Origin of the sequence: Acidovorax sp. GBBC 1281 (assembly GCF_028473645.1) — a bacterium.
In the GTDB taxonomy this organism is placed as follows: domain Bacteria; phylum Pseudomonadota; class Gammaproteobacteria; order Burkholderiales; family Burkholderiaceae_C; genus Paracidovorax.
In genome coordinates this window covers 4,660,193-4,686,197 of record NZ_CP097269.1, presented here as the reverse complement: position 1 = coordinate 4,686,197, position 26,005 = coordinate 4,660,193, and the positions used below count along the sequence as shown (strand labels likewise).

The 26,005-nt window shown below is 68.2% G+C and carries 20 protein-coding genes; 8 read left to right on the top strand and 12 right to left on the bottom strand.

The annotated features are described in order from the left end of the window. Positions 1 to 9: 9 nt before the first annotated feature. The 5 genes from M5C96_RS21910 to M5C96_RS21890 are packed head-to-tail and all read left to right on the top strand — an operon-like array spanning position 10 to position 7,366. On the top strand, positions 10 to 408 hold the full coding sequence (locus M5C96_RS21910) for a hypothetical protein (protein WP_272565253.1): 399 nt from the start codon (positions 10 to 12) through the stop codon (positions 406 to 408). Between the two features lie 51 nt (positions 409 to 459). Continuing rightward, on the top strand, positions 460 to 1,872 hold the full coding sequence (locus M5C96_RS21905; protein ID WP_272565252.1) for a hypothetical protein: 1,413 nt from the start codon (positions 460 to 462) through the stop codon (positions 1,870 to 1,872). Next, positions 1,869 to 2,891 carry a polyprenyl synthetase family protein gene (locus tag M5C96_RS21900; protein WP_272565251.1) on the top strand — a complete coding sequence of 341 codons (1,023 nt, stop codon included), beginning with the start codon at positions 1,869 to 1,871 and terminating at the stop codon, positions 2,889 to 2,891. The genes M5C96_RS21905 and M5C96_RS21900 overlap by 4 nt, the downstream gene beginning before the upstream one ends. A gap of 28 nt (positions 2,892 to 2,919) precedes the next feature. Further along, on the top strand, positions 2,920 to 4,803 hold the full coding sequence (locus tag M5C96_RS21895) for a hypothetical protein (RefSeq protein ID WP_272565249.1): 1,884 nt from the start codon (positions 2,920 to 2,922) through the stop codon (positions 4,801 to 4,803). A gap of 4 nt (positions 4,804 to 4,807) precedes the next feature. Next, complete coding sequence (locus M5C96_RS21890) at positions 4,808 to 7,366, top strand: hypothetical protein (RefSeq protein WP_272565247.1); 2,559 nt, start codon at positions 4,808 to 4,810, stop codon at positions 7,364 to 7,366. 24 nt (positions 7,367 to 7,390) lie between these two features. Here the strand turns inward: M5C96_RS21890 and M5C96_RS21885 are convergent, their stop codons facing one another. The 6 genes from M5C96_RS21885 to M5C96_RS21860 all read right to left on the bottom strand — a co-directional run bounded on the left by M5C96_RS21885 (position 7,391) and on the right by M5C96_RS21860 (position 13,902). Continuing rightward, entirely contained in the window at positions 7,391 to 8,614 is a 1,224-nt protein-coding gene (locus M5C96_RS21885; RefSeq protein ID WP_272565246.1) for a M48 family metallopeptidase, read from the bottom strand. A 28-nt stretch (positions 8,615 to 8,642) separates the two neighbouring features. After that, a complete protein-coding gene (locus M5C96_RS21880) occupies positions 8,643 to 9,875 on the bottom strand; it encodes a YjgN family protein (RefSeq protein WP_442867406.1) in 1,233 nt (410 codons plus the stop codon). A 159-nt stretch (positions 9,876 to 10,034) separates the two neighbouring features. After that, complete coding sequence (locus M5C96_RS21875; RefSeq protein ID WP_272565243.1) at positions 10,035 to 10,856, bottom strand: RNA pseudouridine synthase; 822 nt, start codon at positions 10,854 to 10,856, stop codon at positions 10,035 to 10,037. Further along, a complete protein-coding gene (locus tag M5C96_RS21870) occupies positions 10,849 to 12,543 on the bottom strand; it encodes an MBL fold metallo-hydrolase (protein ID WP_272565241.1) in 1,695 nt (564 codons plus the stop codon). Before M5C96_RS21870 ends, M5C96_RS21875 begins: the two co-directional genes overlap by 8 nt. 104 nt (positions 12,544 to 12,647) lie before the next feature. After that, positions 12,648 to 13,487, bottom strand: coding sequence for an FAD-dependent monooxygenase (locus M5C96_RS21865; protein ID WP_272569809.1), 840 nt, complete (start codon positions 13,485 to 13,487; stop codon positions 12,648 to 12,650). Further along, on the bottom strand, positions 13,387 to 13,902 hold the full coding sequence (locus tag M5C96_RS21860) for a tryptophan 7-halogenase (protein WP_272565240.1): 516 nt from the start codon (positions 13,900 to 13,902) through the stop codon (positions 13,387 to 13,389). The genes M5C96_RS21865 and M5C96_RS21860 overlap by 101 nt, the downstream gene beginning before the upstream one ends. A 59-nt stretch (positions 13,903 to 13,961) precedes the next feature. Here M5C96_RS21860 and M5C96_RS21855 point away from each other — a divergent pair, with 59 nt between their 5' ends. The 3 genes from M5C96_RS21855 to M5C96_RS21845 all read left to right on the top strand — a co-directional run bounded on the left by M5C96_RS21855 (position 13,962) and on the right by M5C96_RS21845 (position 15,608). Beyond that, positions 13,962 to 14,528 (top strand): MarR family winged helix-turn-helix transcriptional regulator, encoded by a 567-nt coding sequence (locus tag M5C96_RS21855; protein ID WP_272565239.1) that lies wholly within the window; start codon positions 13,962 to 13,964, stop codon positions 14,526 to 14,528. A 97-nt stretch (positions 14,529 to 14,625) separates the two neighbouring features. Next, the gene (locus M5C96_RS21850; protein WP_272565238.1) at positions 14,626 to 15,303 is read left to right on the top strand and encodes a tripartite tricarboxylate transporter substrate-binding protein; all 678 of its coding nucleotides are present in this window, start codon (positions 14,626 to 14,628) and stop codon (positions 15,301 to 15,303) included. Further along, positions 15,249 to 15,608 carry a tripartite tricarboxylate transporter substrate-binding protein gene (locus M5C96_RS21845; protein WP_272565237.1) on the top strand — a complete coding sequence of 120 codons (360 nt, stop codon included), beginning with the start codon at positions 15,249 to 15,251 and terminating at the stop codon, positions 15,606 to 15,608. Before M5C96_RS21850 ends, M5C96_RS21845 begins: the two co-directional genes overlap by 55 nt. A gap of 200 nt (positions 15,609 to 15,808) precedes the next feature. Here the strand turns inward: M5C96_RS21845 and M5C96_RS21840 are convergent, their stop codons facing one another. The 6 genes from M5C96_RS21840 to M5C96_RS21815 all read right to left on the bottom strand — a co-directional run bounded on the left by M5C96_RS21840 (position 15,809) and on the right by M5C96_RS21815 (position 25,969). Continuing rightward, complete coding sequence (locus M5C96_RS21840) at positions 15,809 to 16,297, bottom strand: hypothetical protein (protein WP_272565236.1); 489 nt, start codon at positions 16,295 to 16,297, stop codon at positions 15,809 to 15,811. Between the two features lie 150 nt (positions 16,298 to 16,447). Beyond that, complete coding sequence (locus M5C96_RS21835; RefSeq protein WP_272569564.1) at positions 16,448 to 17,533, bottom strand: IS5 family transposase; 1,086 nt, start codon at positions 17,531 to 17,533, stop codon at positions 16,448 to 16,450. Between the two features lie 121 nt (positions 17,534 to 17,654). Further along, the gene (locus M5C96_RS21830; protein ID WP_272563652.1) at positions 17,655 to 18,605 is read right to left on the bottom strand and encodes an IS5 family transposase; all 951 of its coding nucleotides are present in this window, start codon (positions 18,603 to 18,605) and stop codon (positions 17,655 to 17,657) included. 4 nt (positions 18,606 to 18,609) lie between these two features. After that, complete coding sequence (locus tag M5C96_RS21825; RefSeq protein WP_272565235.1) at positions 18,610 to 20,808, bottom strand: DUF6531 domain-containing protein; 2,199 nt, start codon at positions 20,806 to 20,808, stop codon at positions 18,610 to 18,612. 75 nt (positions 20,809 to 20,883) lie between these two features. Beyond that, positions 20,884 to 21,399: a hypothetical protein gene (locus M5C96_RS21820; protein WP_272565234.1), complete on the bottom strand. Its 516-nt coding sequence runs from the start codon at positions 21,397 to 21,399 to the stop codon at positions 20,884 to 20,886. Further along, a complete protein-coding gene (locus M5C96_RS21815) occupies positions 21,386 to 25,969 on the bottom strand; it encodes an alpha/beta fold hydrolase (RefSeq protein ID WP_272565233.1) in 4,584 nt (1,527 codons plus the stop codon). The genes M5C96_RS21820 and M5C96_RS21815 overlap by 14 nt, the downstream gene beginning before the upstream one ends. Positions 25,970 to 26,005: the final 36 nt, after the last annotated feature.

The following is a 26,005-nucleotide window of genomic DNA, read 5'->3' as shown; positions in this document are numbered from 1 at the left end:
AGCCACACCATGGTTGACTTTGCCAAAGCCGATTTCGCCACCAGCCCCACGCCCCTGACGTTCACCGTCGCCCCCGTGGTGTCGGGGTCGAACACCGTCCAGCTGCAATTGCAGCCGTTGCCCAGCTTCACGATCACCTACGCCGAAGACGGCAGCGGTTGGGAGAAGTTCAACGCAGGGCTGCTCAAGCACGTGGCGACCACCATCATCGGCGTTGCCACGCCCTTCATCACATCCACCATCCAGAGCAAAGCGCAGGCCTATCTGAACGACAAAGCCTCGTTCCCGGTGCCGCCCATCCCCATCACGTTCGAAGGCATCAGCCTGAGCCTGACGGCGTCGAATCTGAACATTTCCGCCGCGGATGCGGACCACCTGCTGATCACGGCCACCGTCAATGTTTCCTGACCTGTCGTCCCCGTCCACCGGACCTGGTCACATCGCACGAGGAGAATTTTCATGAGCGCTGGAATGCAAGCTTTTCAAGACGGCTGGAAGAATCAGCCCGCCGCCACCCTGAACACCGCCTTGCCCCGCAGCATCGGGCTTGGCGACATCCCGATGCTGCCGCTGTCGCGCGCGCTCAACATGCCCGCGCAGGCCGGTTTTGCGCGCGGCTCCCTGGGCATCGACCTGTCGGGCATGCAGCTGGCGCTGGCCGGCGACGGTCCGCTCGCGGTCGAATGCAGCAGCGATGCGCAAGGCCGCTGCGTGCTCGCCGTGCGCCTGCAGGGCATTGAGCTACAGGGCACGCACGCCCTGAAAGGCACGCAGATCTGGGAGACCGGACTGGACGGTGCCGGCACGGCCATGCCCATCGGCGTCCGGCGCCGCGGCGGCAGCGCGGACGACAACGCGCACCCCACCTGGATCCAGACCGCGAACGACCAGCGCGGGTTGCTGCAGAACGTGCCTGGCGGCAATGGACAGACGCTGCTGACCACCTACTCCAATCACCGGGCGGCCTTCAACGATGTCTTCAATGAGCAGAATTTCCAGGCCTACGCGTTCCAGCAAGGCTGGGGCAACTCCGCCATCTCCGAAATGGCCGACGACACCAACACGGCGCTGACCAAGGGCGGCGTGGTCAACGATCCCAAAAAGCAATACAACAACTCGGGTACGGGAATCACCACCAACTACAACGGACATGCCCAGAACCAGAAGCTGGCCTTGCTCACCACCCTGACCGCCATGGCGCAGGGCGCCGACCCCAACAATCCCAAGGATCCCACCAATCCCTACAACCAGGCGGCCGCTGCGACCCTGGGCTTTGGCTCGAGCATCGTGCAGAACATCAAGGTGACCAACCCCAATGTGACCAAGATCGAAGACTTGCCCCCATTGCAGAAGGACGGCGTCTACGAATTGGTGCAGAACGGCACGCCGGCGGCAACGCCTTCGGTGGATGAAGTGCACAACTTTCTGAACGGCAGCCCGATCGGCGGCCGCGATGCGCAAGGCAACAGCTGGACGTGGTCGCTGAGCGAGGACGAGCGCGCGTTCGTGCGCAAGCTCCAGGCAGACATTGCCGAGCATGCCGCTCGGGTGGCCGCGCAAAAGCCGGTGGCCCTGGTGACGGGGGCGCTGCACGCCCGCCTGGCATGCCATGTGTACCTGCAGTTCGGTGCGCAGGGCGACCAGGGCGCACCGGCGCTGATCGACGGGCGTATCGAGCTGGACGGCTTCGACCTGCACTTCGACGATGGCGCGTGGAACGGCGCCCTGGGCGACGGCCCGGCGCAGGCCGCGCGCGATGCCTTGTCCGAGGCGCGCTTCATCAAAAGCCTGGTGCACGACCGCATTGCCGATGCACTGGAGCGCGCGCTGGTCCAGCCGCTGGCCAAGGCCCTGCTGGATTCGCAGCCGTGAGGATTGGCGCCGCTGCGCCGGACCCGGTCCACGCCATCCTGCAGGGGCTGATGGCGGCGGACATGCAGGGCTTCGAGGGGGAGCTGGCCCAGGCGCTGCAACCGCAGCAGGGCTATCTGACCGATGCGGAGATGTCGCTCTACCAGGGGGGCAAGAAGCTGCGCCCGCTGATGCTGCTGCTGACCGCGCGGCTGTTCCAACCCGGCGGCGAACTGCCGAACAAGGTGCTGCGCGCCTCCGCGTCGCTGGAGATGCTGCACGTGGCGAGCCTGATCCACGACGACATCATCGACCACGCCTCGCTGCGGCGGGGCCATGCCAGCGTGAACGCCGCGCGCGGCACCGAGATGGCGATCATGATCGGCGACATGCAGTTCCTGCAGGCCGTGCGCTGCTTCGTCGATGCGATCGAGGACGCGAACGACATGCAACTCGTGAAATGGGTGCTGGACTCGGCGTTCGACATCTGCCGTGGCGAGATCGACGAGATGACCACGCAGCCGTACTGGCATCCGGACTCGCTGATGAGCCGCTACCTCACCACGGTGGACCGCAAGACCGCCGTGCTGTTCGGCCTGGCCTGCGAATCCGGCGCCGCGCTCATGCGCGCCCGCACCTCGGAACTGCGCCGCCTCGGCTCCTTCGGGCGCTACATGGGCCGCGCGTTCCAGATGATGGACGACATCTTCGACCTTGCGCATTCCGATGCGGAAGCCGGCAAGTGCCGGGGCATCGACCTGCACCAGCGGCGCATCACCCTGCCCATCATCCATGCGATGAAGCTGTTCGGTGACGCCCACCCCATGGTGCTCTATCTGCGCGACACGCAGACCCCGCCGCCGGAGCAGATCAACGCCTGGGTCGATGAGATCCGCCGCTCCGACGCCTTCGCGCTGGCCTACGCCCAGGCGCGGGACACCGCGCTGCAGGCCGTGCAGTACCTGCAGAACCTGCCCGCCGGCCCGCACCTGCGGGCATTGCACGACATCACCCTGCATGTCGTGAATCGACCTTACTGACCGCCAACATTTTCGAGAGGACGCCGCCATGGGCTTGCAGCTATTCCATTTCGTGTACGACACGCTGATGCAGAAGGCCAACGACAACACGCCTGACAACAGCCTGTTCCTGCCGGTCGCGCTGTCCGGCATGAAGGGCTCGGACAACAAGCCCTATCTGCCGCTGAAAGGCACCCAATGGAACCTGGACAACATCGGCGGCGCGCAAGACATCTCGGCCGACATGGCCACATCCTGGTTCCAGGCCCTGTTTCCGCTGATCGGCCAGTTGAGCCTGCAGACCAATCCCACGCCTCCCGTCACCCAGCAGATGGTCGATGACGCCAAGGCCGCCGTGACCTACATCATGTCGCAGCACCTGAACGTGATTCCGTATCCCGGCGTAGGGCCGGATCTGGACGTGAGCAGCATCGAGATCCAGGGGCTGGCGAACATCCAGGTCAGCGGAGAGCCGCCGGCAGTCACCACCAGCAACGCCGGCTATACCGCGGACATCACGCTGAACCTCAATGCCTACGCTTCCACGAGGCAGGACTGGAACCAGCCGCTGGCGTTGGCGGGCCCTGAAAAGGGAACGGACAGCACGACCAACCCCCCCACGGCCTTCGACGGGCTGGGGTTCACGTTGAAGCAGTGCCTGTGCTTCGTCGACAAGCAGATGAACATCGTCGCCCCGCCGCCGACACTGGGACTCACGCTGTCGTCCGACCATGCGAACGGCTTCGACTGCCTGGCCACGGGCATCGCGCTGCTGACTTTGTCCAACGCGAAGGTGGTGTCGGGAACCACCGTCACCGTGGACGGCACCGGCAGCAGCGCGGCGCTGCAGATCGGCCTGAACACTGTCCAGCTCGTTGCGGTGCAAGGCAGCACGCCCACGTTCACACTGCAGAACCTGCAGTACCAGAGCATCTCGCCGGTGCCCTTTCCCGCCTACATCAACACCAGCATCTTCTATGCGCCGTGGAGCCAGTTCTTCAAGCAGGTGCTGTCCACCGGGGATGCGGCCCAGCTGTTGAGCACCCAGGTCAACAACGCGCTGATGGACCCGGGCAACCGCGGCCAGGTCGAGCAACTGCTCAACCAGCAATTGAAGAGTGCCTTCGACGACATCTTCGGCAGCACCCAGGTGGCAGGCAGCACCGTGGACACCGATGCCAACGCAGTGGACAAATACCTGTTCGACCGGGCGCGCGGGGCGCTCAACGACCCGAGCAGCTACGTCTATCTGCCGACCCTGGTGCTGGGATCGACATCGCCGGTGATGGAGCCCTACACCGCCGTCAACCTGAGCATTCCCGGCCCTTTCACGACGTCGATCATGGGGCAGAACATCGCCCTGTCTGGCATCGTGCTGCAGAGCCTGGCGATCCAGGGGCTGTCGAACCTGATCGCGCCACCGAACAACATCGTCTTCGGCACCAACCAGCAGGCCAGCGCCACGCTGCTGCTGGGCACCATGAACCCCGGGCCCACGGTGCAGGTGAAGGGCAGTCCCCGCACGGTGCCCTCGCCGCCGGCCACCGCCAGCACGCCCTTCACCCTGAACGTGCAGGTGAACCAGAACGCGCCGATCCCGCTGAGCGGCACCCTGAACCTCAGCCTGCAGAACAACAGCAACACGCTGGGCATTCAGACCACGCTGAACGCGTCGGGCGACACGCCGGATGATCTGGTGCTGACCTACAGCCAGATCCTGCTGGTGGCCGGCGACCAGGATGTGCTGCTCACCATCTCGCTGCCGGACGACGAGGCGGCCTATGCCATGTTCATCAATGCGTTCCTGAGCCAGTCGCAGCTGATCGAGCAGGTGGTGTCCGCCCTGAACGGCTGCATCAAGGACAACCTGCAGCAGATCAGCGACGCGGCGACCCAGTTCGCCCGCTCGGCCTTGAAGAACCTGGGGCAGTGACGCCATGAGCAACGACATCTACACCACCCTCCAGGGCGTTCTGAAGACTGACGCGGCCAGCAAGGTCCTGCAACTGGCCCAAAGCCAGTTTCCGGGACCGATCCAGACGGCGCTCGGCTATTACCTGAACGGCATCACGCTGCAGCTCGGCCCGTCCGCCAGCCTGGCGGTCGATCCTTCCAGCAAGCAATTGCAGCTGCAGGCGCAGCTCGACGGCGCCGATCTCGATCTGCAGGCGACCCCGAGCGGCGCCACGCTGACGCTCACCAGCAAGCAGTACACCGATGCGCAGGTGGTGCTGACGTTCAGCCGGGGCGACAGCGGCGTGGAAATGGCACTGAGCGCCACCATGGGCGCAAGCCTGCAATGGCCGCTGCAAAGCCTGTGGCCTGCGGAGTTGGACTGGACGCCGGCCAACCAGATCGCCTTTTCCCAGGGGCAGTTGACGCTGAGTTACGCCACGGGCCCGTCCATCCAGTTCAACGGGCAAGGCGGCCTGCTGTATTCCGGGCAGCCTTTCCTGAACGCGGCGCTCAGCGTGCAGCGCACCGACCAGGGCGCGGGCGTCATGTTCGGCGCGGTGGTCCAGCAGTGGTCGCCGGGGTCGCTGTGGACGCCCCTGTCGGCACTGACCTTTAACGACAGCGGGGTGGTGGTATCCACCATCGCGGGCCAGTCCGGCAGCCTGGCCTCGCTGGGCCTGCTGAGCGCGGACGACGTGCCCGCGATTGCAGCCGATTTCGACATCGCCCCTGGATTCGTGCTGTTTTCGTCGCTGCAACTGACCGACTCCCTGAAGGCGATTGCCAACTTCATGGGCGACGTGTCGCAGCTCGACCTGTTCGCCACCTATGCCAAGGACAGCGGTGACAAGACGCTTAAGGCGGTGCTGAAGAACACGTTCAGTGCCCAGGGCAACGGGGTGTTCGAGTTCGACGGCTTCAAGCTCGAATGGGAAGACCCGGGCCAGGGCAGCAGCAGCGCGAGCGCCAGTGCGTCCGGTATCTTCCGGCCCGATGCCGGCACCGAGATCACGCTGGGCCTGACGGGCAGCATCGTTCCGTCGCAAGGGGATCTGAGCATCACCCTCAAATTGCAGAACTGGAATCAGCCCTTCGGCCTGCAGACCGTGGACATCGTCGAGCTGCAGGGCACGGTGACGGTGGGCGCCGAGGCCGCCGGCGTGACGCTGAGCGCGGGCGGCGACCTCAAGCTGCAGAACCCCAACGCGCCGCAGTACGAGTTCGACGTGGGCTTCGAAGTGGAGGTGGTGGATTTCGAGGTGCCCAACGGCATCGCGGTCTGGACGCAGGCCGACCAGCAGCCGATGCAGCTGTCCAATGTGTTCAACGCCGCCTTCGCGCTCGACTTCTCCCCGCAAACGCTGGACAACGACCACGAGCCCGAGATCGCCGACGTGGTGCGCTTTCTCGACGAGATCATCAGCATCAAGCAGTTTACCTTCTGGTTCGTGGAGGGCGCGCAGCTGCAGAAGATCGGCGACCGCGGTCCGTTCCCGGCCGGCTTCGGGCTGCAGGCCGAGTTCAGCCTGCTGGACCAGGACGATGTGCAGGTGACAGCCACGCTGGCCGAATCGGCCGATGCCAAGGCCGGCTTTTCCGGCTACATCCTGGTGCAAAAAGCGATTGCCTGGGGCAGTGTGTTTGCGCTGTCCGGCTGGGACCCCACCACCAGCAAGCCGAATGGCCAGGGCCCGATGCTGGCGATCGCCGCCACGCCGGATGGCATCGTGGTGCCGCAGATCAATGGCGGCAACCCGGTGCGCTTCTATTCGTCGCTGTACCTGAAGTTCCTGGACGTGGTGGAAGACCACCTCTACGCACTCGCCACCACCGACAACCAGTTCCAGCTGGACTATGCGGTGCAGAACGGCCAGCCGACGGGGGGCTGCGGCGCGTGGGTCGGCGACCGCATCACGTTCATGCTCAACCCGCAGGCCAAGCAGCTCAGCGCTTCGTTCGGCTTCAACTTCGGCTGGCACGACATCGAGTGGGACGGCATCACCCTCTGGGGCGTGACGCTGGTGCCCAAAATCCAGCTGCCCGATTTCAGCGTGGCGGCCGGCCTGGGCTTCTCGGCCTCCATGCAGGCGCTGGTGGTGACCGGGTATTTCGACTTCAGCCTGTTCGGGCTCGACCTGCACCTGGGCGACCAGGCCAGCCCCTACACCCTGCTGAACGTGAACGTGGCCGGCGTCATCGCTCAGCTCAAGGACGTGGCGGGCCACCTGCTCACCGCGTTGAAGCAGGAGGCCTCGGCCCTGATCCAGGCGGTGCTGTCCGGCCTGAGCAGCTTCGTGGCCTGGGTCAAGGACCAGTGGCGCAACTTTGTCAACGGCCTGCAGCTGGTCGGCCAGATCCTGCAGGACCAGTTCAAGCAACTGGGCAAGGACCTCGCCTCGGTGCTGCAAAGCCTCGGCGCCCTGGCGGCCGAAGTACAGCAGGCTATGGTCGCGCTGGGCTATGAACTGGAGAAGGTGGCGGACTGGCTGGGCGACCTGTTCGGTTGCCCGATCAGCCACGGGTCCAATGCGCTGCCTTGATGGTGGCCGAGGCCGTTGCCCGGATCAGCGGGCGCAGTGCGGTGCCCGGCCTTCGCGCAGCTCGGTCGCGCGCTGCACGGTGCCCGGGTGGCTGCTCAGCAGCGACAGCAGGCCCTCGCCGCCGGGCTCGACGCCCGGTGAGCGTTGTTTTGGCGGATCGCTCTGGCCCGTGCTTTCCTGGGGCTTGCCCGCGGGGGCGCCGGGGTGCTTCTTCTCTTCGTCGTGCGCAATGGCCAGCAGCAGGTCGGCCATGGGCGCGGTGGGCAGGCGGGCCTGGCCCATGAGCGCGATGGCGTAGCAATCGGCCTCGCGCTCGTGGTCACGGCTGTAGGCCAGGCCGGTGAGCAGTGCGCCGCCGGTGGACAGCAGGCCCGACACATCCCCCAAGGCCAGTCCCAGGCCGATGTTGAGCACGCCTTGCTCGACCACGGTGCGCGTGGTGTGGCGGTGCACGACATGGCCGATTTCGTGCGCGAGCACGCCGACCAGCGCGTCGTCGCTCAGGCCGTTCTTCGCGGCCGCCTGGGCCAGCCCGTCGGTCATCACCACGCGCCCACCGGGCAAGGCGAAGGCGTTGGCGCCCATGCCCTGGCGGAACTCCAGCTGCAGGCGTGGCGTGTAGCCGCCGTAGCGCGGCGGCAGGGTGCGCGCCTGCGCCGCCAGCGCATCGAAGCGCTCACGCAACTGGGTCTGGCGCGCCGCGGGCAGGGTGCTGGCTTTGAGCGTGCCGTGGTCCATCTGCTGCATGGCGCGGTCCGCCAATGCGGCCTCCCAGGCGATCGGCACGTGGCGCGTGAGCTGCGTGGCGGCCCAGGGCGTGCCGTAGCGGTAGAACAGTACCAGCGCGAGCACCGAGGCCAGCACGGTGGCGGCCAGCACGGTCCATCGGGTCTGCATGCGCTGCGCGATGCCGGGGCGGTGGCCGGCCGCGTGCATGGCGGCCTGCCAGGCGCTGACCGCTTCGATCTCCAGGCTGCCGTGGTCGCGCAGGTCCACCACGATGCGCGGTGGGGGGCGGTTCGCGCTCCAGGCCTCGGGCCAATCGACCTCGCGAAAGCCGAACACGCGGGGCGGGGCGCCGGGGGCGAGGGGGTGCAGCGTGAGCGTGGGCCCGCGCGCGCCGGCCGACAGGCCCACGAGCGCTGGCTGGCCTTTGCTGCTCAGCCCGTCGTACCAGCACGCGGGCACCAGGGCTGGCGCTCCCGGGTCGGGGGACGAAGCGGCCGGGGGCGTGGAAGGGTCGGCCATGCGGTCGCGGTGCGGCAACGGCGAAGCGTCAGCCGATCAGGTCGAGGCCGGCCGCGTCGGCCAGCGCATCGCCCACGCCGCCCTGCTGCTGGCGCACGAGCTGCCCGGCCACCTGGTCCACGCCGCCCTTGATGTGCAGGGTGACCGATTCGAGCTTCATGCGGTATTCGCTCACGCGGGCGAACGGGCGGTAGAACCCGAGCGTGACCACGGTGAGCAGGATGTTCTTGAGCCGCAGCCCCACGTAGCGGCCCGCGCGCAGGTCGCACTTGAAGCGGGCCATGTGGCTCACCCCGATGTTGTTCCACATGAGCTGGAACATGCGCGCCTCACGGAAGGCGCGCGCGGGGGCCGATGCGAGCAGGAACACCACGAAGAACAGGATGAGCCCCAGCACGATGAACACGAACAGCCACAGCCCCATGCGCTGCGTGGAGTTGGCCAGCAGCGCCCACGATCCCTTCAGCGCCGCGGCGATGACGGCGCCCAGCACGGCCGACGACAGGAGGAACACCAGCACGGTGGCGACCCAGACCTTGACGAAATCCACGTACTCCGGCTTCCAGCGGCCGGGCTCGGCGCCGATCTGCGAGCGCAGCACGAGCAGGCTGCGGTAGTTGTATTCGAGGCGGATGAAGCACAGCACGATGAGCACCAGGCCCACGGCCAGCAGGCCCCACATGGGCCCCGTCACCTTCGGCAGCTTGCGCCCGCCGGCCGGCAACTGCGCCTCGGGCGCCAGGGCCTGCAGACCGAAGAACACCGCCAGGCCCACCAGGGCGATGGCGAACACCGGCCAGCTGGCCTGGTAGACCTCGCGCCAGTTGGCGTTGAACTGCAGGCGCAGCCCCTTCCAGCGCGTGTTGGCGAGGCGAAAGCGCATGGCGCTGCCCCAGATCAGCGGGGCGAGGAGGGCGCCGCCGACCAGGAACAGGCCCACGGTGGCGTCCTGCCCCGTGCGCACGGCGATCTGGTAGGCGACGGTAAGGCCCAGCAGCACGACGAATCCGAAGACCATGCGGCGCTGCTGCGCGGTGAATTCGAGGGGGCTGCCGGCCACCAGGGTGTGGCCGTAGAAGTACTGCGCGGTGCGCCGGCGGGCCCAGGGCGTGTACAGGCCGAGCGTGAGAATGCCCAGCAGCACGTTCACGATCCACACCCGGAAGTATTCGCCGCCGCTGCCGGTGAAGACCAGGGCATGCGGTTCGATGCCGTGCGATGTGAAGGTGGAAGACACCCTGTCTGCGGGTGGTGGGGTCATGTCCATGGGCTGCTCTCCTCGGTGCCGCGGAGTGTAGCGCAGCCCCTGGGGCATCGGTGGCCTGTCCATCGGCCTGTAGAGCAATACCAAATTGCGGTGGCAGCTACTGATTTTGTAGCGTTTGCGGAGGCGCCGCGCGCGGCGGGGCGCCCGCCGGCATCAGAACTTTTCCCACGGCTGCAGGTAGCGCCACTGGCCCTCGGGCACCTTGGCCAGCGGCACGCGGCCGAGGCGGATGCGCTTGATGGCCACGACCGACAGGCCCACGGCCTCGCACATGGCCGGGATCTGCCCGGGGCGGATGCCCTTGAGCGCAAAGCGCAGGCGCGTCTCGTTCTGCCAGCTCACCTTGATGGGCGGCAGCGGCCGGCCGTTGAAGCTCAGGCCGTGGCAGAGCTTTTTCAGTCCGCTGTCGGACAGCGTGCCCTGCACCTCGACGATGCATTCCTGCTCCAGCGATTCGATGTCCTCGGCGAGCTTGCGGGCGATGCGCGCATCCTGCGTATAGACGACCAGGCCGCTCGCGGGCGTGGGCAGCGGGGTGAAGCATTCGAGCGCGCGGAAGTGCCGCTGCAGCACTCGCGTGCCGCTGGCGTCGTCGGCCGCATGCGAGGCCGCGCCGAGCAGGGTGAGCGCCGAGGGCTCGCCCTGGCTGCGGCTGCCGTGGCTTCCATGGCGGCCTGGGCCTGCCGGCGCCGCGCCGACCGGGCCCTGCGGTGCGCCCGGGCCGCCCAGTCCCGCTTCGTAGCCCACGGGCTTGTGCAGCAGCAGGGTCACCGGGGTCAGCTCCTTCAGGTTGGCGTCCTGGTCCATGGCCACCGCCTGGTGCGGCGAGACGCGGGCACGGGGCGCCTCGACCACGCGGCCGTCCACGCGGACCCAGCCGCCCTCGATGTATTGCTCGGCCGTGCTGCGCGAGCAGCCCAGTTGTTCGGCCACGCGCTTGGCAAGGCGGATGTGTTCGCGGGTGGGATCAGACATGGCCGGGCTCCAGGGAAAGGTTCAGTGCGCGGATGCGCTCGACATGGGCCAGCAGCGAGCGCCGGGCCACCGGCCACATTCGCTCGGGCACATCGCCGTAGGCGTGGCGCACCCAGTCGTCCGGGCTGCCGTCGGGAAAGGCCTGCATCGCGGCCAGAACCTTGGCCTCGCGCGCCAGGCGGTGGGCCTTGAGGCCGGCGATGGCGCCGCGCGCATCGCCCAGCACGTAGCCGTGCGCGGGCAGGATGAACTGCACGCCATGCCGCTCGCACAGCGCATCGAGCCGGTCGAGCGAATCGAGGTAGTCGGCCATGTTGCCGTCCGGCGGGTCCACCACCGTGGTGCTGCCGTTCAGGATGTGGTCGCCGCTGAAAAGCAGGCCGTCCTCGACCAGCAGCAGGCACAGGTGGTTGGCCGCGTGGCCGGGGGTGTGCACCACCTCCAGCGTGTGCGTGACTTCGCCCTCGGGCGACGGGCCGGTCAGCACGAGCCGCTCGCCCTGCGCCACTGCGCGCTCGGGCACGAAGTGGCTGGCCGCGCGCGCGGTGGGCGCCGAAGGCAGGCCCAGGATGGGCGGTGCGGCGCGGCCATGGGCGGCCACCCGGGCCTGCAGCGGCAGCGCGCCGGGGGAATGGTCGGGGTGCGAATGCGTGCAAACGATCATGCGGATGTCGCCGCCGGCCGCGCGCCACAGGCGCTCCAGGTGCTCGGCATCCTGCGGGCCGGGGTCGATGGCGATGAACCCCGTGGCCGGGTCGCCCACCAGGTAGCTGTTGGTGCCCGGGCCGGTCATCACGCCGGGGTTGGGCGCGGTCAGGCGCTGCACGTTGCGCAGCAGCGGCACCGGGTGGTCGCTCTGCCAGTCGAGCGGATGCACGATCTGGCCGTCGGGGCACACCAGCGCCAGTTCGCCGAAGGGCGGCTCGTGCTCCATGTAGCGCGATTCCCGGCCCGCCAGCAGGCCGGCGCGCGGGCAGCTGGTCCACAGCGGCGCCTCGTGCGCCACGGCGGCCAGCACGGCGTCCACGCCGTCGAACCGGGCCAGCCGCTCCAGCGTGCGGATGGTGGGGTAGATCATGAAGAAGCGCCCTGCGGCATGGCGCTCCAGCGCGTCGGCCGGGCGCACCCACACCGGCTCAAACTGCTCGGCCTCGTCGGCCACGGGTTCCTGGCCCTCGGGCATGCGCGCCACGAGAAAGGGCACGTCGAAGCGGCGCGGCAGGTCGCGGTCGGCCGTCCAGTGGGCGAGCAGGAACACGGCATCGGCCGCCAGCCGCAGCCCGCGCGCCTGGCACTGCGCTACGAACGGCTCGTGGCGGTCGAGCGCGGCGATGTCCGCGGCACCGGCGAAGCGGCCGTCGGCACGGCGCGCCAGCAGCACACCCAGTTCCTCGAAGCTCTCGCGGATGGCGGCGATGGCCTGCGTCACGCGCTGGTCGTTCTGCGTGGCGCGCCGGTCCGCGGCGGCGTGCGATGCGGGCGCGGCGTCCAGCGCGTCGATGCCGCCGCCCGGGAACACGTAGGCGTCGGGCGCGAAGCTGGCGTTCGGCGAGCGGCGCGTCATCAGCACTTCGAGCCCGGTGCCGCCGCCGGCTGCCGGCGCGTCGCGCAGCAGCAGCACGGTGGCCGCGGCGCGCGTGGCGACCGGTTCGCGGTGGGGATGGAGTCGTTGGGAGGTGCGGGGCATCGGGCGATTATCGGCAGTGGGCGCCGGGGCGCCGCCCGCCCGCGCCCCGGCGGAGAATCAGGCAGCCGATTGCTATAAAAATAATAGCATTATGCCCTAGAAAATCATGCGCTGGAGGCCGATTTTGCTTCGACCTGCCGGTGGCCGGCCGCGGCCTTGTATTCCTGCACCCAGCGCGCCAGCACGGCCGGGTCCATCACGTCCTCGATGCGCGCGAAGCCCTCGGGGGCGCGTTCTTCCACCATGTCGAGGATGGCGTCCAGGCCCTCCTGCCGGTTCAAGGCCACGATGCGGGCGGTGGCGGGGCGGCGCGCGGCCTCGTAATGTTCCAGCGCGGCGACGGGGTCGGGCTGCGCGTGCAGCGCATCGGCCAGCGCGCGGGCGTCCAGGATGGCCTGCGTGGCGCCGTTGGAGCCGATGGGGTACATGGGGTGCGCGGCATCGCCCAGCAAGGTGACGCGGCCGTGGCGCCAGCGGGGCAGGGGGTCGCGGTCCACCATGGGCCACTCCAGGATCTGCGTGGCCGCGCGGATCACGCCGGGCACGTCCAGCCAGTCGAAGTGCCACGCGCCGAAGGTGGGCAGCAGGTCGTCCACCGCGCCGGGCCGGCTCCAGTCGGCGCGGTCGGGCGCCCGGAGCCCGCCGCCGAAGCCGTCCTCGCGCAGGCGGCGGTCGGCCACCCAGTTGATGAGCTGCGTGCCGTCCGCCGCGGGCGGCGCGATCGGGTAGACCACGAACTTCGCCCGGCGGTGGCCGGCCTGCACCATGGTGCGCCCGTCCAGGAACGGCCGCGCCACGGTGGTGCCGCGCCACATCATCATGCCGTTCCAGCACGGCGCGCCTTCATCGGGATAAAACTGGCGCCGCAGCGCCGAATGGATGCCGTCCGCGCCGATCAGCAGGTCGCAGGGCAGCGCCTCGGTGCGGCCATCGGCATGGGCGATGTGGGCGGTGGCGCCGGCGTCGTCCTGCCGGTGATGCGCGCGCCGCTGCGCAGCTGTGCCGCGCCGCCTCGTCCCACAGGAACATCTGCAGCTGCCCGCGGTGCACGCTCAGTTGCGGATGGCTGTAGCCCGCGGCCACGCCGCGCCGGTCTTCGTAGATCGGCTGGCCGTGGCGGTTGGCGAAGACCAGCGCGGCGGTCTCCACTCCCATCGTACGCAGCGCGGGCAGCAGCCCCAGGCCATCGAGCACCGCCACGGCGTGCGGCAGCAGGTTGATGCCGACGCCGAGCGGCTTCAGGTGCGCGGAGGCTTCGCACACGGTGATGCGGTGGCCTTGGGCCGCCAGGGCCAGCGCGGCCGTGAGGCCGCCGATGCCGCCGCCGGCGACGACGATTTGGAGCGGTGCAGAGGGCATGGTGTGTCTCCGGGTTGTCCTGCTTGACGCCGTGCGATGGCGCCGCCTATTGTTGCGCAATGCAACAAAAATCGGCACGCGCGAAAACCCTGCCCTCCCATGCGCCGGCCAAGCCTGCGGCGCCGGCGCGCGCCCCGGATGCGCCCGAGGGCGAACTGCGCCCCCTGCCGGGCCTGGACTACGGCGTGCTCGACCAGCTCATGGGCTATGCGCTGCGGCGCGCGCAGAACGCGCTGTACCTGCACTTTCAGCGGGCCGTCGCCGCGCAGGCCGAAGTGAGCCCGCAGCGCTTCGCCGCGCTCGTGCTGGTGGCGGACAACCCGGGCCTGCGCCAGGGCGTGCTGGCCGATGCGATGGGGCTGCATCGCAGCGGCGGCATGCGCCTGGTGGACTGGCTGCACGCCCAGGGCTGGGTGCGGCGCGCCCCCGATCCGCGGGATGGCCGCGGCTGGACCCTGCATCCCACGCCCGCGGGCCGCGCCGCGCTGCAGCGGCTGAGCGAGGCGGTGCTGGCGCACGATGCGGCGCTGGTGCAGGCGGTGGGCGAGGGCGGCGGGCAACTGCATCCGCTGCTGGAGCGCCTGGCAACGGCGGCGGCAGCCGCGTCGTCCGCGCCCCTCCCTTGATCCCCGCTCCCCTGATGGCCCCGTGGTTCCGGCCGGCACGGTCGTCTGGCATGCTTTCCGGCCTTGCCCCAACAGAACCTGCACAAGGAGACAACGCATGACGAAGATGAACCGACGCCAGGCCGGCCTGGCGCTGGCAGGGCTGGCCGCCGCTGGCCTGGGAGCGCCCGCACGGGCGCAGCAGGGCGTGCCCCGCATCCTGGTGGGGTTTCCCGCCGGGGGATCGATCGACGTGGTGGCCCGCCGCCTGGCCGAGCAGTGGCGTGGCCGCACCGGCACCACCACGGTGGTCGAGCAGAAGGTGGGCGCGGGCGGGCGCATTGCCCTGGCCACGCTCAAGGACGCGCCGCCCGATGGGCTCACCCTGGTGCTCAGCCCCTCGTCCATGCTGACCATCTACCCGCACGTCTACAAGCGCCTGCAGTACCGGCCGGCCACGGACTTCATCGCCGTGACGCCGGTGGCCCTGTCCACCTGCGGCTTCATGGTCGGGCCGAAGGTGCCCGAGTCGGTCAAGACCCTGCGCCAGTTCGCCGACTGGACGAAGGCGCGGACTGAGCCCGAGGGCTACGCCTCGCCCGCGGCCGGCGCCATGCCGCACTTTCTGGGCAACCAGTTCGCCCGCGCGGCCGGCATCCAGCTCACGCACGTGCCTTACCGCGGCGCAGCCCCGGGCTTGCAGGACCTGATGGGTGGGCAGGTCGCCTCCGGCTGCTTCACGTGGGCGACTGCCTGCCGCACCTGCCCACCGGCCGGGTGCGCGTGCTGGGCGTGACCGACACGCGGCGCTCGCGCTTCCTGCCCGATGTCGCCACGTTCGAGGAGCAGGGCTTCGCCGGCATCCACGGCGTGGAAAGCTATGGGCTGTACCTGCCCGCCAAGACGCCCGCAGCGCAGGTCGACCGGCTGCTGGCGCTGGCACAGCAGGCCATCCGCGATCCGGCCGTGGTGGAGTCGCTGGCCAAGCTGGGCTTCGAGCCCGTCAGCAGCACCCCCGAAGAGTTCGCGCGACAACTGGCGCAGGAGCGCGAGCGCTGGGCGCCCGTGGTGGCCGCATCGGGCTTTTCGTCCGAGGAATAGCCGCCGCCGGGCACGGGGCGGGCCGGGTCAGTCCCAGGCCGGTGCCAGGCCTTGCGGATCGACCAGCCGGCCGCCGCGTTCCAGTGCGGCAATGCGCTGCATCTGCCCATATGCCGAACAGCCATGGCCATGTCGCTGTGCGCGAGCCGGCCTGCCCAATGGAGTGAGGAAGCGCATGCCTCACGCCGAAGCATGGCATGCTACCGTCGTTGCAGGGACAGCCCTCGTTCTTCTTCTGCCCGGGCGCGGAAACCCTTGAACTGGATGGGCTTGAAGAGATTCTTTTGCCGCTCCGCCAGAATGGCCTTGTCCTGGGTGCCTGCCAGAAAAAGAGCCTTGACGAGGGGCTCGTCGCGCTGCACCTTCAACCGTTCCGTCGGGGTGAGCGCGCATCGGTTGGCGGGCGCTGCGTCGAATTCAAAAACGATTGCGGAGACCACGATGCGGCTCAGTTGGCCGGGTGCAATAGAGGCCGCAGCGTTAAATCCTGCCCAGCAGCCAAAAAAACTGGCAAACGACAGGAGAAAAATACCCACCTTGCGTTGAGCCATCCGAACGCGAATGCGTTCCGAACGTCGGCGATAAGGGCGCAGGGAAAAAAGCAGGAAGAAAGTGCTGGTCTCTTTTTCAGGCAGACGCACTCCTTGTTTCTGCAGCATCGATAAAAACAGGGAAACCTCAAAAATCAATGCGGTGAGTGAAAGGGCTGGGAGCCTCTCACAACCCCATGTTTGACGAATCCGAATAGGGAGGAGTGGGCGCCAGTAGCCGTTTGAGCGTGATGAGGCCCAGCAACGGTCTGCGCCTGGGTGCATGAGGGGCCTTGCAGGCCCGGTGGCTCAGGCTTTCACCGTTTGCAGGCGCACTTGTGCCTTGCCAGTGGCGGGCTTGAAGAAAGCATCCACGCCCCGATGCAGGAACCAGGCCAGTCGCTTCATGTTGTAGCAGGCGGCCATCATCGTCATCCCCACCGTGGCGCGCGCCTGTCCGATGGTGCGCACGAACTTGCCCCCCAGGTGGCGGATACCGGCGAACACGTGCTCCACCTTGGCTCGTTTCTTTGCGATGCGCTGGTTGCGCCCCTTCTGGCATTCGCTCTGTGGTCGGCCCGCCTGCGCACGGCGCTGCATCGCATCCACGAATCCCAGCACTTTCAGCATCTGGCACCTTTGGCGGCTCGGGTAGGCTTTGTCCGCATGCACTGCCCGCCCGGTGTTGTGCATGTCCAGCACCTCATCGAAGTGGTGCCCGTCGTGCTCGCTGGCCGTGCCCGTGGCGAGGCGGCGGATGAAGCCGTGCTTGAGGTCCACGCTCACGCTGAGCTTGTAGCCGAAGTGGCTTTTGCCGTGCTTCTTCGTGTGCGTGGCCTCCACATCCTTTTGCCTGCGTCGCGCTTGGCTCCAGTCCGGCTGCCCGCCTTGTGCCAGCGTTCGCCGCTCCTGCTGGCCGATGTGCTGTCGGGGCGCGGGCACCAGCGTGGCATCAATGGCCTGCCCGCCCCGGGCGATGTAGCCGTGGCGCTGCAGTTGGGCATCCACCCCCTGGAACAAGGCCGTTGCCCCGCCCACGCCAAGGCGCTCGCCAAAGCGCCAGATCGTGTTGCGGTCCGGCACGTTCATCGCATCCTGCAACAGGCAAAACCGCTGGTAGCTCCCCCGGTCCAGCAACTGATACTCCATCTGCTCATCGGACAGGTTGTACAGCCGCTTCAACACCAGGATGCGCACCATCACCTCGGTGGGGTAGGCGGGCCGACCGCCCCGGCGGCCACCCCCGCGTTCGATCAAGGCATCCACCAGCCGGGCCAGTTCTGCGAAGTCGATGTGCCGCGCGATCACCTGCAGCGGATCGCCCACCTCATCTCTCTTGTGTTGGCGCGAGGCCTCAGCGAACAGGTCGAACTTCAGGGCGCTACGGGGAGTGATCATGGCAAAGGATGGAGCACGCATTCTCGATCAACAAGGGACCGGATGGGTTTTGAGAGGTTCCCGGGGCGCTGTTGCACAAATCGAATTGCAGACGGCATGACCCCAACCCCAGACGGACCTATGCCACAGCAGTCACCGACACGGTGTGAGGACGGCCGATCTGACTGAACCGATTGAGCAAGGCCACGCGGACATGCAGCTCCACAACCTGGCGGTCGAACGTGCGCGCGATCACCCGTTCGCCCAGTCGCTTGAAGCAGTGCATCTTCGTCTCCACAAGGCTGCGCCGGTGGTAGCCGCTCCACTTCTTCCAAATGCCGCGACCCAGGCGCTGGCACGCCCGAATGGCCTCATTACGATGCGCCGAGCCCGGACTCGACTTCTTCCAATGGCTGGCGTTCTTGCGGGGCGGGATCACCGCCATCGCGTGCCGCTCGGCAATGGCGTCCAGGCAGGCGCGCGTGTCGTAGGCGCCATCGGCACTGACGCTTTCGATGGATTCGTCAGTGGGAATCTGAGCCAGCAACCCGGGCAACATCGGCGCATCCCCAATGGCGTTGCTGGTCACCTCGATGGCGCGTATTTCCAGCGTCTGCGCGTCGATGCCCAGATGGACCTTGCGCCATTCGCGCCGGTATTCAGCACCATGCTTCTTGCGTTTCCACTCTCCTTCGCCCAGGAACTTGATGCCGGTGCTGTCCACCAGCAACTGCAGCGGCGAGTTGGTTCGCTGGTAGCTCAGTTCGACCTGCAAGGTCTTTTGGCGCCGGCAAACAGTGCTGAAGTCAGGTACCGGCCAGTCCAGCTTTGCCAGCCGCAGCAGGCTCTGCACCATGCCCAGCGCCTGTCGCAAGGGCTGGCCGAACAGGCACTTGATGCTCAGGCAGAACTGGATTGCTGCGTCCGAGAAGGTTCGGCTGCGTCCACGCCTGCCGGTCGGCGTGCCAAACCACTGCATGCCCTCATCTAGCCACATCGTCAACGAGCCTCGCGCTTTCAGCGCCGCGTTGTACGCCTTCCAGTTCGTCGTGCGGTACTTGCTCCGCTGCCTGTTCTTCGTCTCTGTCACGCAGTCAGTCTACGGGCATCAGCATCGCGATTTGTGCAACAAAGCCGTTACGTAGTACCCAACGGGCAGCGTCGTCGCGGCAGTTCTCGGGTCGCGGGGTGAGGGGTGGAGGTGCTTCAGTGCCTGTGCCTTTGGATTGATTGTCCTCGCTGCTACCGTATTGATAGCAAACGACACGGCCCCAGGCATCGTGCGTGAAGCGCTCGTGCAGCCCGCCCGGGTGATCGACGGCCAGCAGATCGCCGCTGTCCGGGGCGTAGCGGTAGCGGGTGGTGCGGGCCAGCGCATCGGCCGTCTCGATGGGCCGGCCGGCGTCGTCGTAGGCCGTGCGCTGCTGCCAGCCTTCCTCGCCCTGCACGCGCGTGGTGCGGCCCCAGGCGTCGTACTGCCAGCGGGTTGTGCGGCCGCTGCAGTCGGTGCGGCGGGCCAGCAGGCCCAGGGCGTTCCATTGCAGCGCCGTGGTGCCGCCGCGCGCATCGGTGATGGCGATGGGGAGGTCGGGGAGGTCGGGCAGATCAGGGAGATCGGGCTGGCCAGGGAGATCGGCCGCAGGCATCTCCGGGTAGCGGTATCGCGTGACCTGGCCCAGCGCGTCGGTGTGCTCCAGGAGCCGGCCCCAGGCATCGTGGAGCCAGGCGGAGGCCAGCGGCTCACCCCCCGGGCCCTCGGGGGCGCTGGCGAGGTGGCGCAGGGGCAGCCCCAGCGCATCGCGCTCGATGCGCTGGGTGCGCCCGGCCGCCCCGGTGGTGCCGACCTCGGTGATGCCCACGACGAGGCCGGTGGCGGCATCGATGTCGTGGCGCACGCCGCGGCCCAGGGTATCGGTGCGCTCCAGCAGGCGGCCGGCGCTGTCGTGGCGCCAGGCGAAGCGGGCGCCGTCGGCCTCGATGCGCTCGGCCACGCGGGCCAGGCCCGCCTGGCCGGAGAAGACGTAGCGCCGCTGGCGGCCCAGGCCGTCGGTGACGAGGGTGCTGGCGCGCTCGGGCAGGGGCGGGGTGGCGGCGGCGTCGGCGGGCAGCGGGGTGTAGTCGAAGTGCAGGTCCAGCCCGTGGGGCGTGGTCTGGGAGACCTGGGTGGTTTGGGAGATGACGCGGCCGAGTGCGTCGTAGGTGTAGCGCGTCATGGGCCGGCCGGCGTGGGCATGGCCCGTCATGCGGCCGGGGTGGGCGGCATCGGCGTAGTCGAACTGGCGCACGGTGCGGCCCGCGTGGTCGATCACGCGGGCGAGTTCGCCGCGCACGGTGTAGGCATAGCGCACCAGGGCCAGGGGCAGCCCCTCGCGCGGCTGGTGGGGGTCGGCCTCCAGGAGCACGGCCACCAGGCGCACGCCGGCATCCGGCCCCCAGCCGTGGGTGGGCGGGGTGGCCAGGGTGGCCGGCGCGATGCGCTCCAGTTCGAAGCGGTAGCGGCGGCCCGCGCCATCGGTGACCGTGTGCAGATGGCCGGCGAAGGGGCCGTCGGCATGGTGCTCGTGGCGCTGCACGCGGCCGAAGCGGTCGCACAGGCCGTGCAGCGTGTCGCGGTGACTGACGCCGGCCCCTGCGGTCCCCGCCACTGCAGTTGCTGCCGTTGCTGACGTGGCCGCAACGCCGGCGCTCGCTGGCGCGAACACCCACCACGGGCCCAGGGGGGAAGCGGTCGCCACCGTGATGCGGGCGTCGGCCCGGATGACCGCGGGCAGCGCATTCCAAATACCCGCCAGGCGGGCCGCGTGGCCGCCCTGGGCGGCCCCTGGCAGGTGCCCGGTGCCGCAGCGCACGAGCCACAGCCCTTCGCTGGCGCTGTGGGCGATCTCGCCGGGCGCCAGCGGCTCGAATTCGATGCAGCGCCCGCGCCCGTCGTGCAGGCGCAGCGCGCCGGGCGAATCGCCATCGCCATCGCCGGGCACATGGGCCAGGCTGGCCTCACCCGGCAGCCACCACCCCGGCCCCAGCAGCCCCACGGGGGCCGGCTGCGGGCTCTGGTGGCTGGAGTACGAGCGCGTCAGCGCAAACGGCAGGGGGCCGGGCAGGGCGAAGTCCTGCTCTCCCGGCAGCACCTTGGCGCCCAGCAGCGGATTGACCGGGTGGCCTTCGGTGACGCCCCCCGGGCAGGCCGAACAGGCCACGCCCCCGCTGGTGCCGATCAGCACCGTGCGCGAGCCCTGCACGATGGGGCCTCCCTTCTTCGTCAGGTCTGTCTGTCTCGCTGCTGGCTTGCCCATGGGGTATGCGGAGGAGGATGGCGGGAAGAAAAAACTCGCGATTATTTTTTGTGGCGTTTGCTGCTTGATTAAATGTTATGGAGTTTTTGGGTATTTTTTGAATTTCATTGTCTCTATTATATTGGATTGAAGATCATTGACTATTTGCTTTGATGTTGGTGAGGAGATTCCAATGTATATCTCAATTTGATCATCGCAATAATATGTTATCGTGGCATATGTTTTTTCGGATGGCTCTAGTGTTGCTGTATAAAGATATTTTTTTTCTTTTGTTGTTTGTGTAATTTTTGGAGAGGGGTTTTTCCCATTGGCTTCGTTGATCAATCTTATGGCTGCGCTGCTGCAGATATCTTCTTGGCTGATCATTGTTTTGCGAGGTTCTTTTTTGGTGTATTCGATACTAATGAACGGGTCAAATGCATCATTTTTGTTGTTGTAGAGTATTATTCGCTTTTCTTCATCATTTTCGATTTTTAATTCGGGGTTTATGTTGAATGAAAAAAAAGCCGTCTCTACATTCATGGCGTTTGCACTTGAGGCGCAAAGTAAAATGAGAGCAATAAGAGTTGTTGTGCATTTATTTAATTGCATGCATCATTCCTGGAAAATTTTCATGATTGGTTTTTACTGTGTAAAACTCATCTGCGAGTCCATCCGGACCATTACCCCATTTTCCGCCAATTTGTGCAATGGTGTCGGAGCGGTTTGATATGGATGGGTCTGCATTCACATTTATCCAATTGCCTGCTTTTTCTTTTACTTTATTAAAATCAGGCTTGAAACGGCTGACTGGGTCGATCGTGGTGAGAGAGTTAATTGGCTTGCAAGACTCTAACGCTACCCATGCCGCGGTGTCTCCTCCATAGCTGTGTCCAATGAGGTTAATTGGCTCATCAGGTGGCTGGGTTTCAATAAATTTGAGAATGTCTCGTTTCTGCCAGTATTCGAAATATGCGGAGTTTGGCTGATTGGCTGCGTAATTTTTTACGATGCCTGTATTGGCATCGCCAAAACCGCCTACATATATATCTATTAGTCCAAGTGCGTCGGTTTTTAGTGCTGGCTGATTACTTGCGTAAGCATAGCCATTAACCCCACCCGCCAACCCAATCGGGTCTTGCGAGACATACCGCCCCAGGCTGGGGTCGTAATACCTGTGCCGGTTATAGAAGAGCGATGCCCCCTCGCCCTCATCGTGCTGGCCCTGCATGCGAATGGGCTGGTGCAGGTTGAGCGGGTTGTGCTCGGTGATCGTGTTCCCCCAGGGGTCCAGTTGGATATGCCAGTCGATGCGGCCTTGGAGGTTGATGAGCGCCAGCGGGGTGCCCAGGTGGTCGCAGTGGTACAGGTGCAGATGGGTGATCTGTGCCCCCTCGCCGCGCAACTGGGTTTGCAGGCGGTCCGCATCCAGCCCCATGGATTGCAGGTGGCGGCGGGTTGCCTCGCTGGCGCCGTGGCGCAGTTCCTCCTGCAGCGCGAGCAGGGCTTCGGGCTGTTCTCGCTCGCCCGCGTCGGCGGCGCCCAACAGCTGGGCGAGGGTGGGCGGCTCGGCGTGGGCGCGGGTCTGGATGCGCACGAGGGGCAGGAAGGAGCCGGGGGCGTAGAGCGTGTGGATGCGGCGGGTGTCCTGGGGGCGCTCGGGCTCGCGCAGTTCGGTGAGGGTCAGGGCATCGCCCTGCCATCCGTGGCAGCGCATCTCGGTGTGGGCCACCTGTCCGTCGGTTGCGATGCGCTCGATGCGGGTGGCCATACGCCGCCCGAACACATCGTAGTGGTGCACGCGGCGGATGCGCTGGCCGGTGGCGCCGTCGTGCTGCTCGTGGGCGATCAGGCGCTGGGCGTGGTCCCAGTGCAGGCGGTGGGATTGCCGGCCGTCGGCATGGGTCTTCTCCAGCAGGTTGCCGCAGGGGCCGTAGCGGTAGCGCCAGGGGCCATGGGCCAGGACGCGGTTGTCGGGCCATCGGTCGCGGGGGTGGCCGGGCAGGGGCGGGGCGTCCTGGCGCAGCAGGTCGAAGGCCGGGTCGTGGAACTGGCGGCGCACCTCGCTCGCCCAGTCTTGGGGGTCGCCTGCCGGGGCGCCGGCCTGGGGCGCCCAGGGGTTGCCGGCCGGGTCGTAGCGGTAGTGCTGCGCCTGCTCGCCCGGCCACTGCGTGGCGGCCAGGCGGCCTGCTGCGTCGTAGGCGTGCAGCAAAGCGCCGTGCGGCGTATCGATGCGGGCCAGGCGGCCGGCCGCGTCGTAGTGGTGCTGGCGGGCCAGCGAGGCCAGGCCGGGCATGCCCGCGTGGTCCGGGGCCAGGGCCGTGGAGCCCTCGATGCGCCCGACGGCCATCGCCTGCAGGCGCGACAGCGCATCGCGCCTGTAGCGGGTGCGGCTGGCGCCGAAGTCCAGGGCCACGGGGCGGTGCAGGCCGTCGCGCTCGATGTGCAGCAGGGGTTCTCCGTCCAGCAGCAGGCCGTGCACATGGCCCGCGCCGTAGGTCAGCCACTGCAGCGGGGCCAGGCCCGGCAGGTCGGCCTGCGCCGGGGCGCCGCCCGCCTCCAGGGCGTGGGCGCTCTCGTGGCGCCACAGCAGGGCGCCGTCCAGGGAATGCACCTCCTGGCGCTCGCCCAGGATGCGGCCCAGGCGGTCGCGGCGCAGGTGCACGCTCACGCGGTGGCGCTGCATGGCCGTGTGGTGGTGGGCGGCCACGAGCTGCCCGGCGCCGTCGTGCTCAAACCACTCGATGATCGGGGCGGCCTCGCTGGCGCCGCCGGGCTCCGGCAGCGCTGCGGCCTGTTCCAGCGGCGGGCCTGTATCGCGGGCGACCGGCGTGATCACCCGAGCCAGCAGCATCCCCGCCTCGCTCCACTGGTAGGCGATGGCGTGGCGCGCGTCCTCGGTGCGGGTGCGCTGGCCGGCCCGATCGTAGGCATGGCGGGTGGCGTGGCCGTCAAAGCCCGTTTCCTGCACGAGCCGGTCGCGCACGTCGTAGGTGAAGCGGTGGACGCTGGCGTTCTCGTTGTGCAGCTCCACCAGGCGGCCGGCTGCGTCGTAGCGGTAGTGCTGGGCGAGCAGGGAGGCTGTTTGAAGTGTTTCAGTGCCCACGCCGGGGTGTTGATTGCCCTCGCTGCTACCGTATTGATAGCAAACGACACGGCCCCAGGCATCGTGCGTGAAGCGCTCGTGCAGCCCGCCCGGGTGATCGACGGCCAGCAGATCGCCGCTGTCCGGGGCGTAGCGGTAGCGGGTGGTGCGGGCCAGCGCATCGGCCGTCTCGATGGGCCGGCCGGCGTCGTCGTAGGCCGTGCGCTGCTGCCAGCCTTCCTCGCCCTGCACGCGCGTGGTGCGGCCCCAGGCGTCGTACTGCCAGCGGGTTGTGCGGCCGCTGCAGTCGGTGCGGCGGGCCAGCAGGCCCAGGGCGTTCCATTGCAGCGCCGTGGTGCCGCCGCGCGCATCGGTGATGGCGATGGGGAGGTCGGGGAGGTCGGGCAGATCAGGGAGATCGGGCTGGCCAGGGAGATCGGCCGCAGGCATCTCCGGGTAGCGGTATCGCGTGACCTGGCCCAGCGCGTCGGTGTGCTCCAGGAGCCGGCCCCAGGCATCGTGGAGCCAGGCGGAGGCCAGCGGCTCACCCCCCGGGCCCTCGGGGGCGCTGGCGAGGTGGCGCAGGGGCAGCCCCAGCGCATCGCGCTCGATGCGCTGGGTGCGCCCGGCCGCCCCGGTGGTGCCGACCTCGGTGATGCCCACGACGAGGCCGGTGGCGGCATCGATGTCGTGGCGCACGCCGCGGCCCAGGGTATCGGTGCGCTCCAGCAGGCGGCCGGCGCTGTCGTGGCGCCAGGCGAAGCGGGCGCCGTCGGCCTCGATGCGCTCGGCCACGCGGGCCAGGCCCGCCTGGCCGGAGAAGACGTAGCGCCGCTGGCGGCCCAGGCCGTCGGTGACGAGGGTGCTGGCGCGCTCGGGCAGGGGCGGGGTGGCGGCGGCGTCGGCGGGCAGCGGGGTGTAGTCGAAGTGCAGGTCCAGCCCGTGGGGCGTGGTCTGGGAGACCTGGGTGGTTTGGGAGATGACGCGGCCGAGTGCGTCGTAGGTGTAGCGCGTCATGGGCCGGCCGGCGTGGGCATGGCCCGTCATGCGGCCGGGGTGGGCGGCATCGGCGTAGTCGAACTGGCGCACGGTGCGGCCCGCGTGGTCGATCACGCGGGCGAGTTCGCCGCGCACGGTGTAGGCATAGCGCACCAGGGCCAGGGGCAGCCCCTCGCGCGGCTGGTGGGGGTCGGCCTCCAGGAGCACGGCCACCAGGCGCACGCCGGCATCCGGCCCCCAGCCGTGGGTGGGCGGGGTGGCCAGGGTGGCCGGCGCGATGCGCTCCAGTTCGAAGCGGTAGCGGCGGCCCGCGCCATCGGTGACCGTGTGCAGATGGCCGGCGAAGGGGCCGTCGGCATGGTGCTCGTGGCGCTGCACGCGGCCGAAGCGGTCGCACAGGCCGTGCAGCGTGTCGCGGTGACTGACGCCGGCCCCTGCGGTCCCCGCCACTGCAGTTGCTGCCGTTGCTGACGTGGCCGCAACGCCGGCGCTCGCTGGCGCGAACACCCACCACGGGCCCAGGGGGGAAGCGGTCGCCACCGTGATGCGGGCGTCGGCCCGGATGACCGCGGGCAGCGCATTCCAAATACCCGCCAGGCGGGCCGCGTGGCCGCCCTGGGCGGCCCCTGGCAGGTGCCCGGTGCCGCAGCGCACGAGCCACAGCCCTTCGCTGGCGCTGTGGGCGATCTCGCCGGGCGCCAGCGGCTCGAATTCGATGCAGCGCCCGCGCCCGTCGTGCAGGCGCAGCGCGCCGGGCGAATCGCCATCGCCATCGCCGGGCACATGGGCCAGGCTGGCCTCACCCGGCAGCCACCACCCCGGCCCCAGCAGCCCCACGGGGGCCGGCTGCGGGCTCTGGTGGCTGGAGTACGAGCGCGTCAGCGCAAACGGCAGGGGGCCGGGCAGGGCGAAGTCCTGCTCTCCCGGCAGCACCTTGGCGCCCAGCAGCGGATTGACCGGGTGGCCTTCGGTGACGCCCCCCGGGCAGGCCGAACAGGCCACGCCCCCGCTGGTGCCGATCAGCACCGTGCGCGAGCCCTGCACGATGGGGCCTCCCTTCTTCGTCAGGTCTGTCTGTCTCGCTGCTGGCTTGCCCATGGGGTCTCGCTTCGGGGGTATCGGTTGATATGGGGT

Excerpts from the sequence above, each read along its gene's own strand:
- M5C96_RS21895 (WP_272565249.1), top strand. The coding sequence starts at position 2,920 with ATGGGCTTGCAGCTATTCCATTTCGTGTACGACACGCTGATGCAGAAG.
- M5C96_RS21890 (WP_272565247.1), top strand. The coding sequence starts at position 4,808 with ATGAGCAACGACATCTACACCACCCTCCAGGGCGTTCTGAAGACTGAC.
- M5C96_RS21860 (WP_272565240.1), bottom strand. The coding sequence starts at position 13,902 with ATGCCCTCTGCACCGCTCCAAATCGTCGTCGCCGGCGGCGGCATCGGC.
- M5C96_RS21820 (WP_272565234.1), bottom strand. The coding sequence starts at position 21,399 with ATGCAATTAAATAAATGCACAACAACTCTTATTGCTCTCATTTTACTT.
- M5C96_RS21875 (WP_272565243.1), bottom strand. The coding sequence starts at position 10,856 with ATGTCTGATCCCACCCGCGAACACATCCGCCTTGCCAAGCGCGTGGCC.
- M5C96_RS21870 (WP_272565241.1), bottom strand. The coding sequence starts at position 12,543 with ATGCCCCGCACCTCCCAACGACTCCATCCCCACCGCGAACCGGTCGCC.
- M5C96_RS21880 (WP_442867406.1), bottom strand. The coding sequence starts at position 9,875 with ATGACCCCACCACCCGCAGACAGGGTGTCTTCCACCTTCACATCGCAC.
- M5C96_RS21850 (WP_272565238.1), top strand. The coding sequence starts at position 14,626 with ATGACGAAGATGAACCGACGCCAGGCCGGCCTGGCGCTGGCAGGGCTG.
- M5C96_RS21855 (WP_272565239.1), top strand. The coding sequence starts at position 13,962 with ATGCAACAAAAATCGGCACGCGCGAAAACCCTGCCCTCCCATGCGCCG.
- M5C96_RS21910 (WP_272565253.1), top strand. The coding sequence starts at position 10 with ATGGTTGACTTTGCCAAAGCCGATTTCGCCACCAGCCCCACGCCCCTG.
- M5C96_RS21825 (WP_272565235.1), bottom strand. The coding sequence starts at position 20,808 with ATGGGCAAGCCAGCAGCGAGACAGACAGACCTGACGAAGAAGGGAGGC.
- M5C96_RS21905 (WP_272565252.1), top strand. The coding sequence starts at position 460 with ATGAGCGCTGGAATGCAAGCTTTTCAAGACGGCTGGAAGAATCAGCCC.
- M5C96_RS21885 (WP_272565246.1), bottom strand. The coding sequence starts at position 8,614 with ATGGCCGACCCTTCCACGCCCCCGGCCGCTTCGTCCCCCGACCCGGGA.
- M5C96_RS21815 (WP_272565233.1), bottom strand. The coding sequence starts at position 25,969 with ATGGGCAAGCCAGCAGCGAGACAGACAGACCTGACGAAGAAGGGAGGC.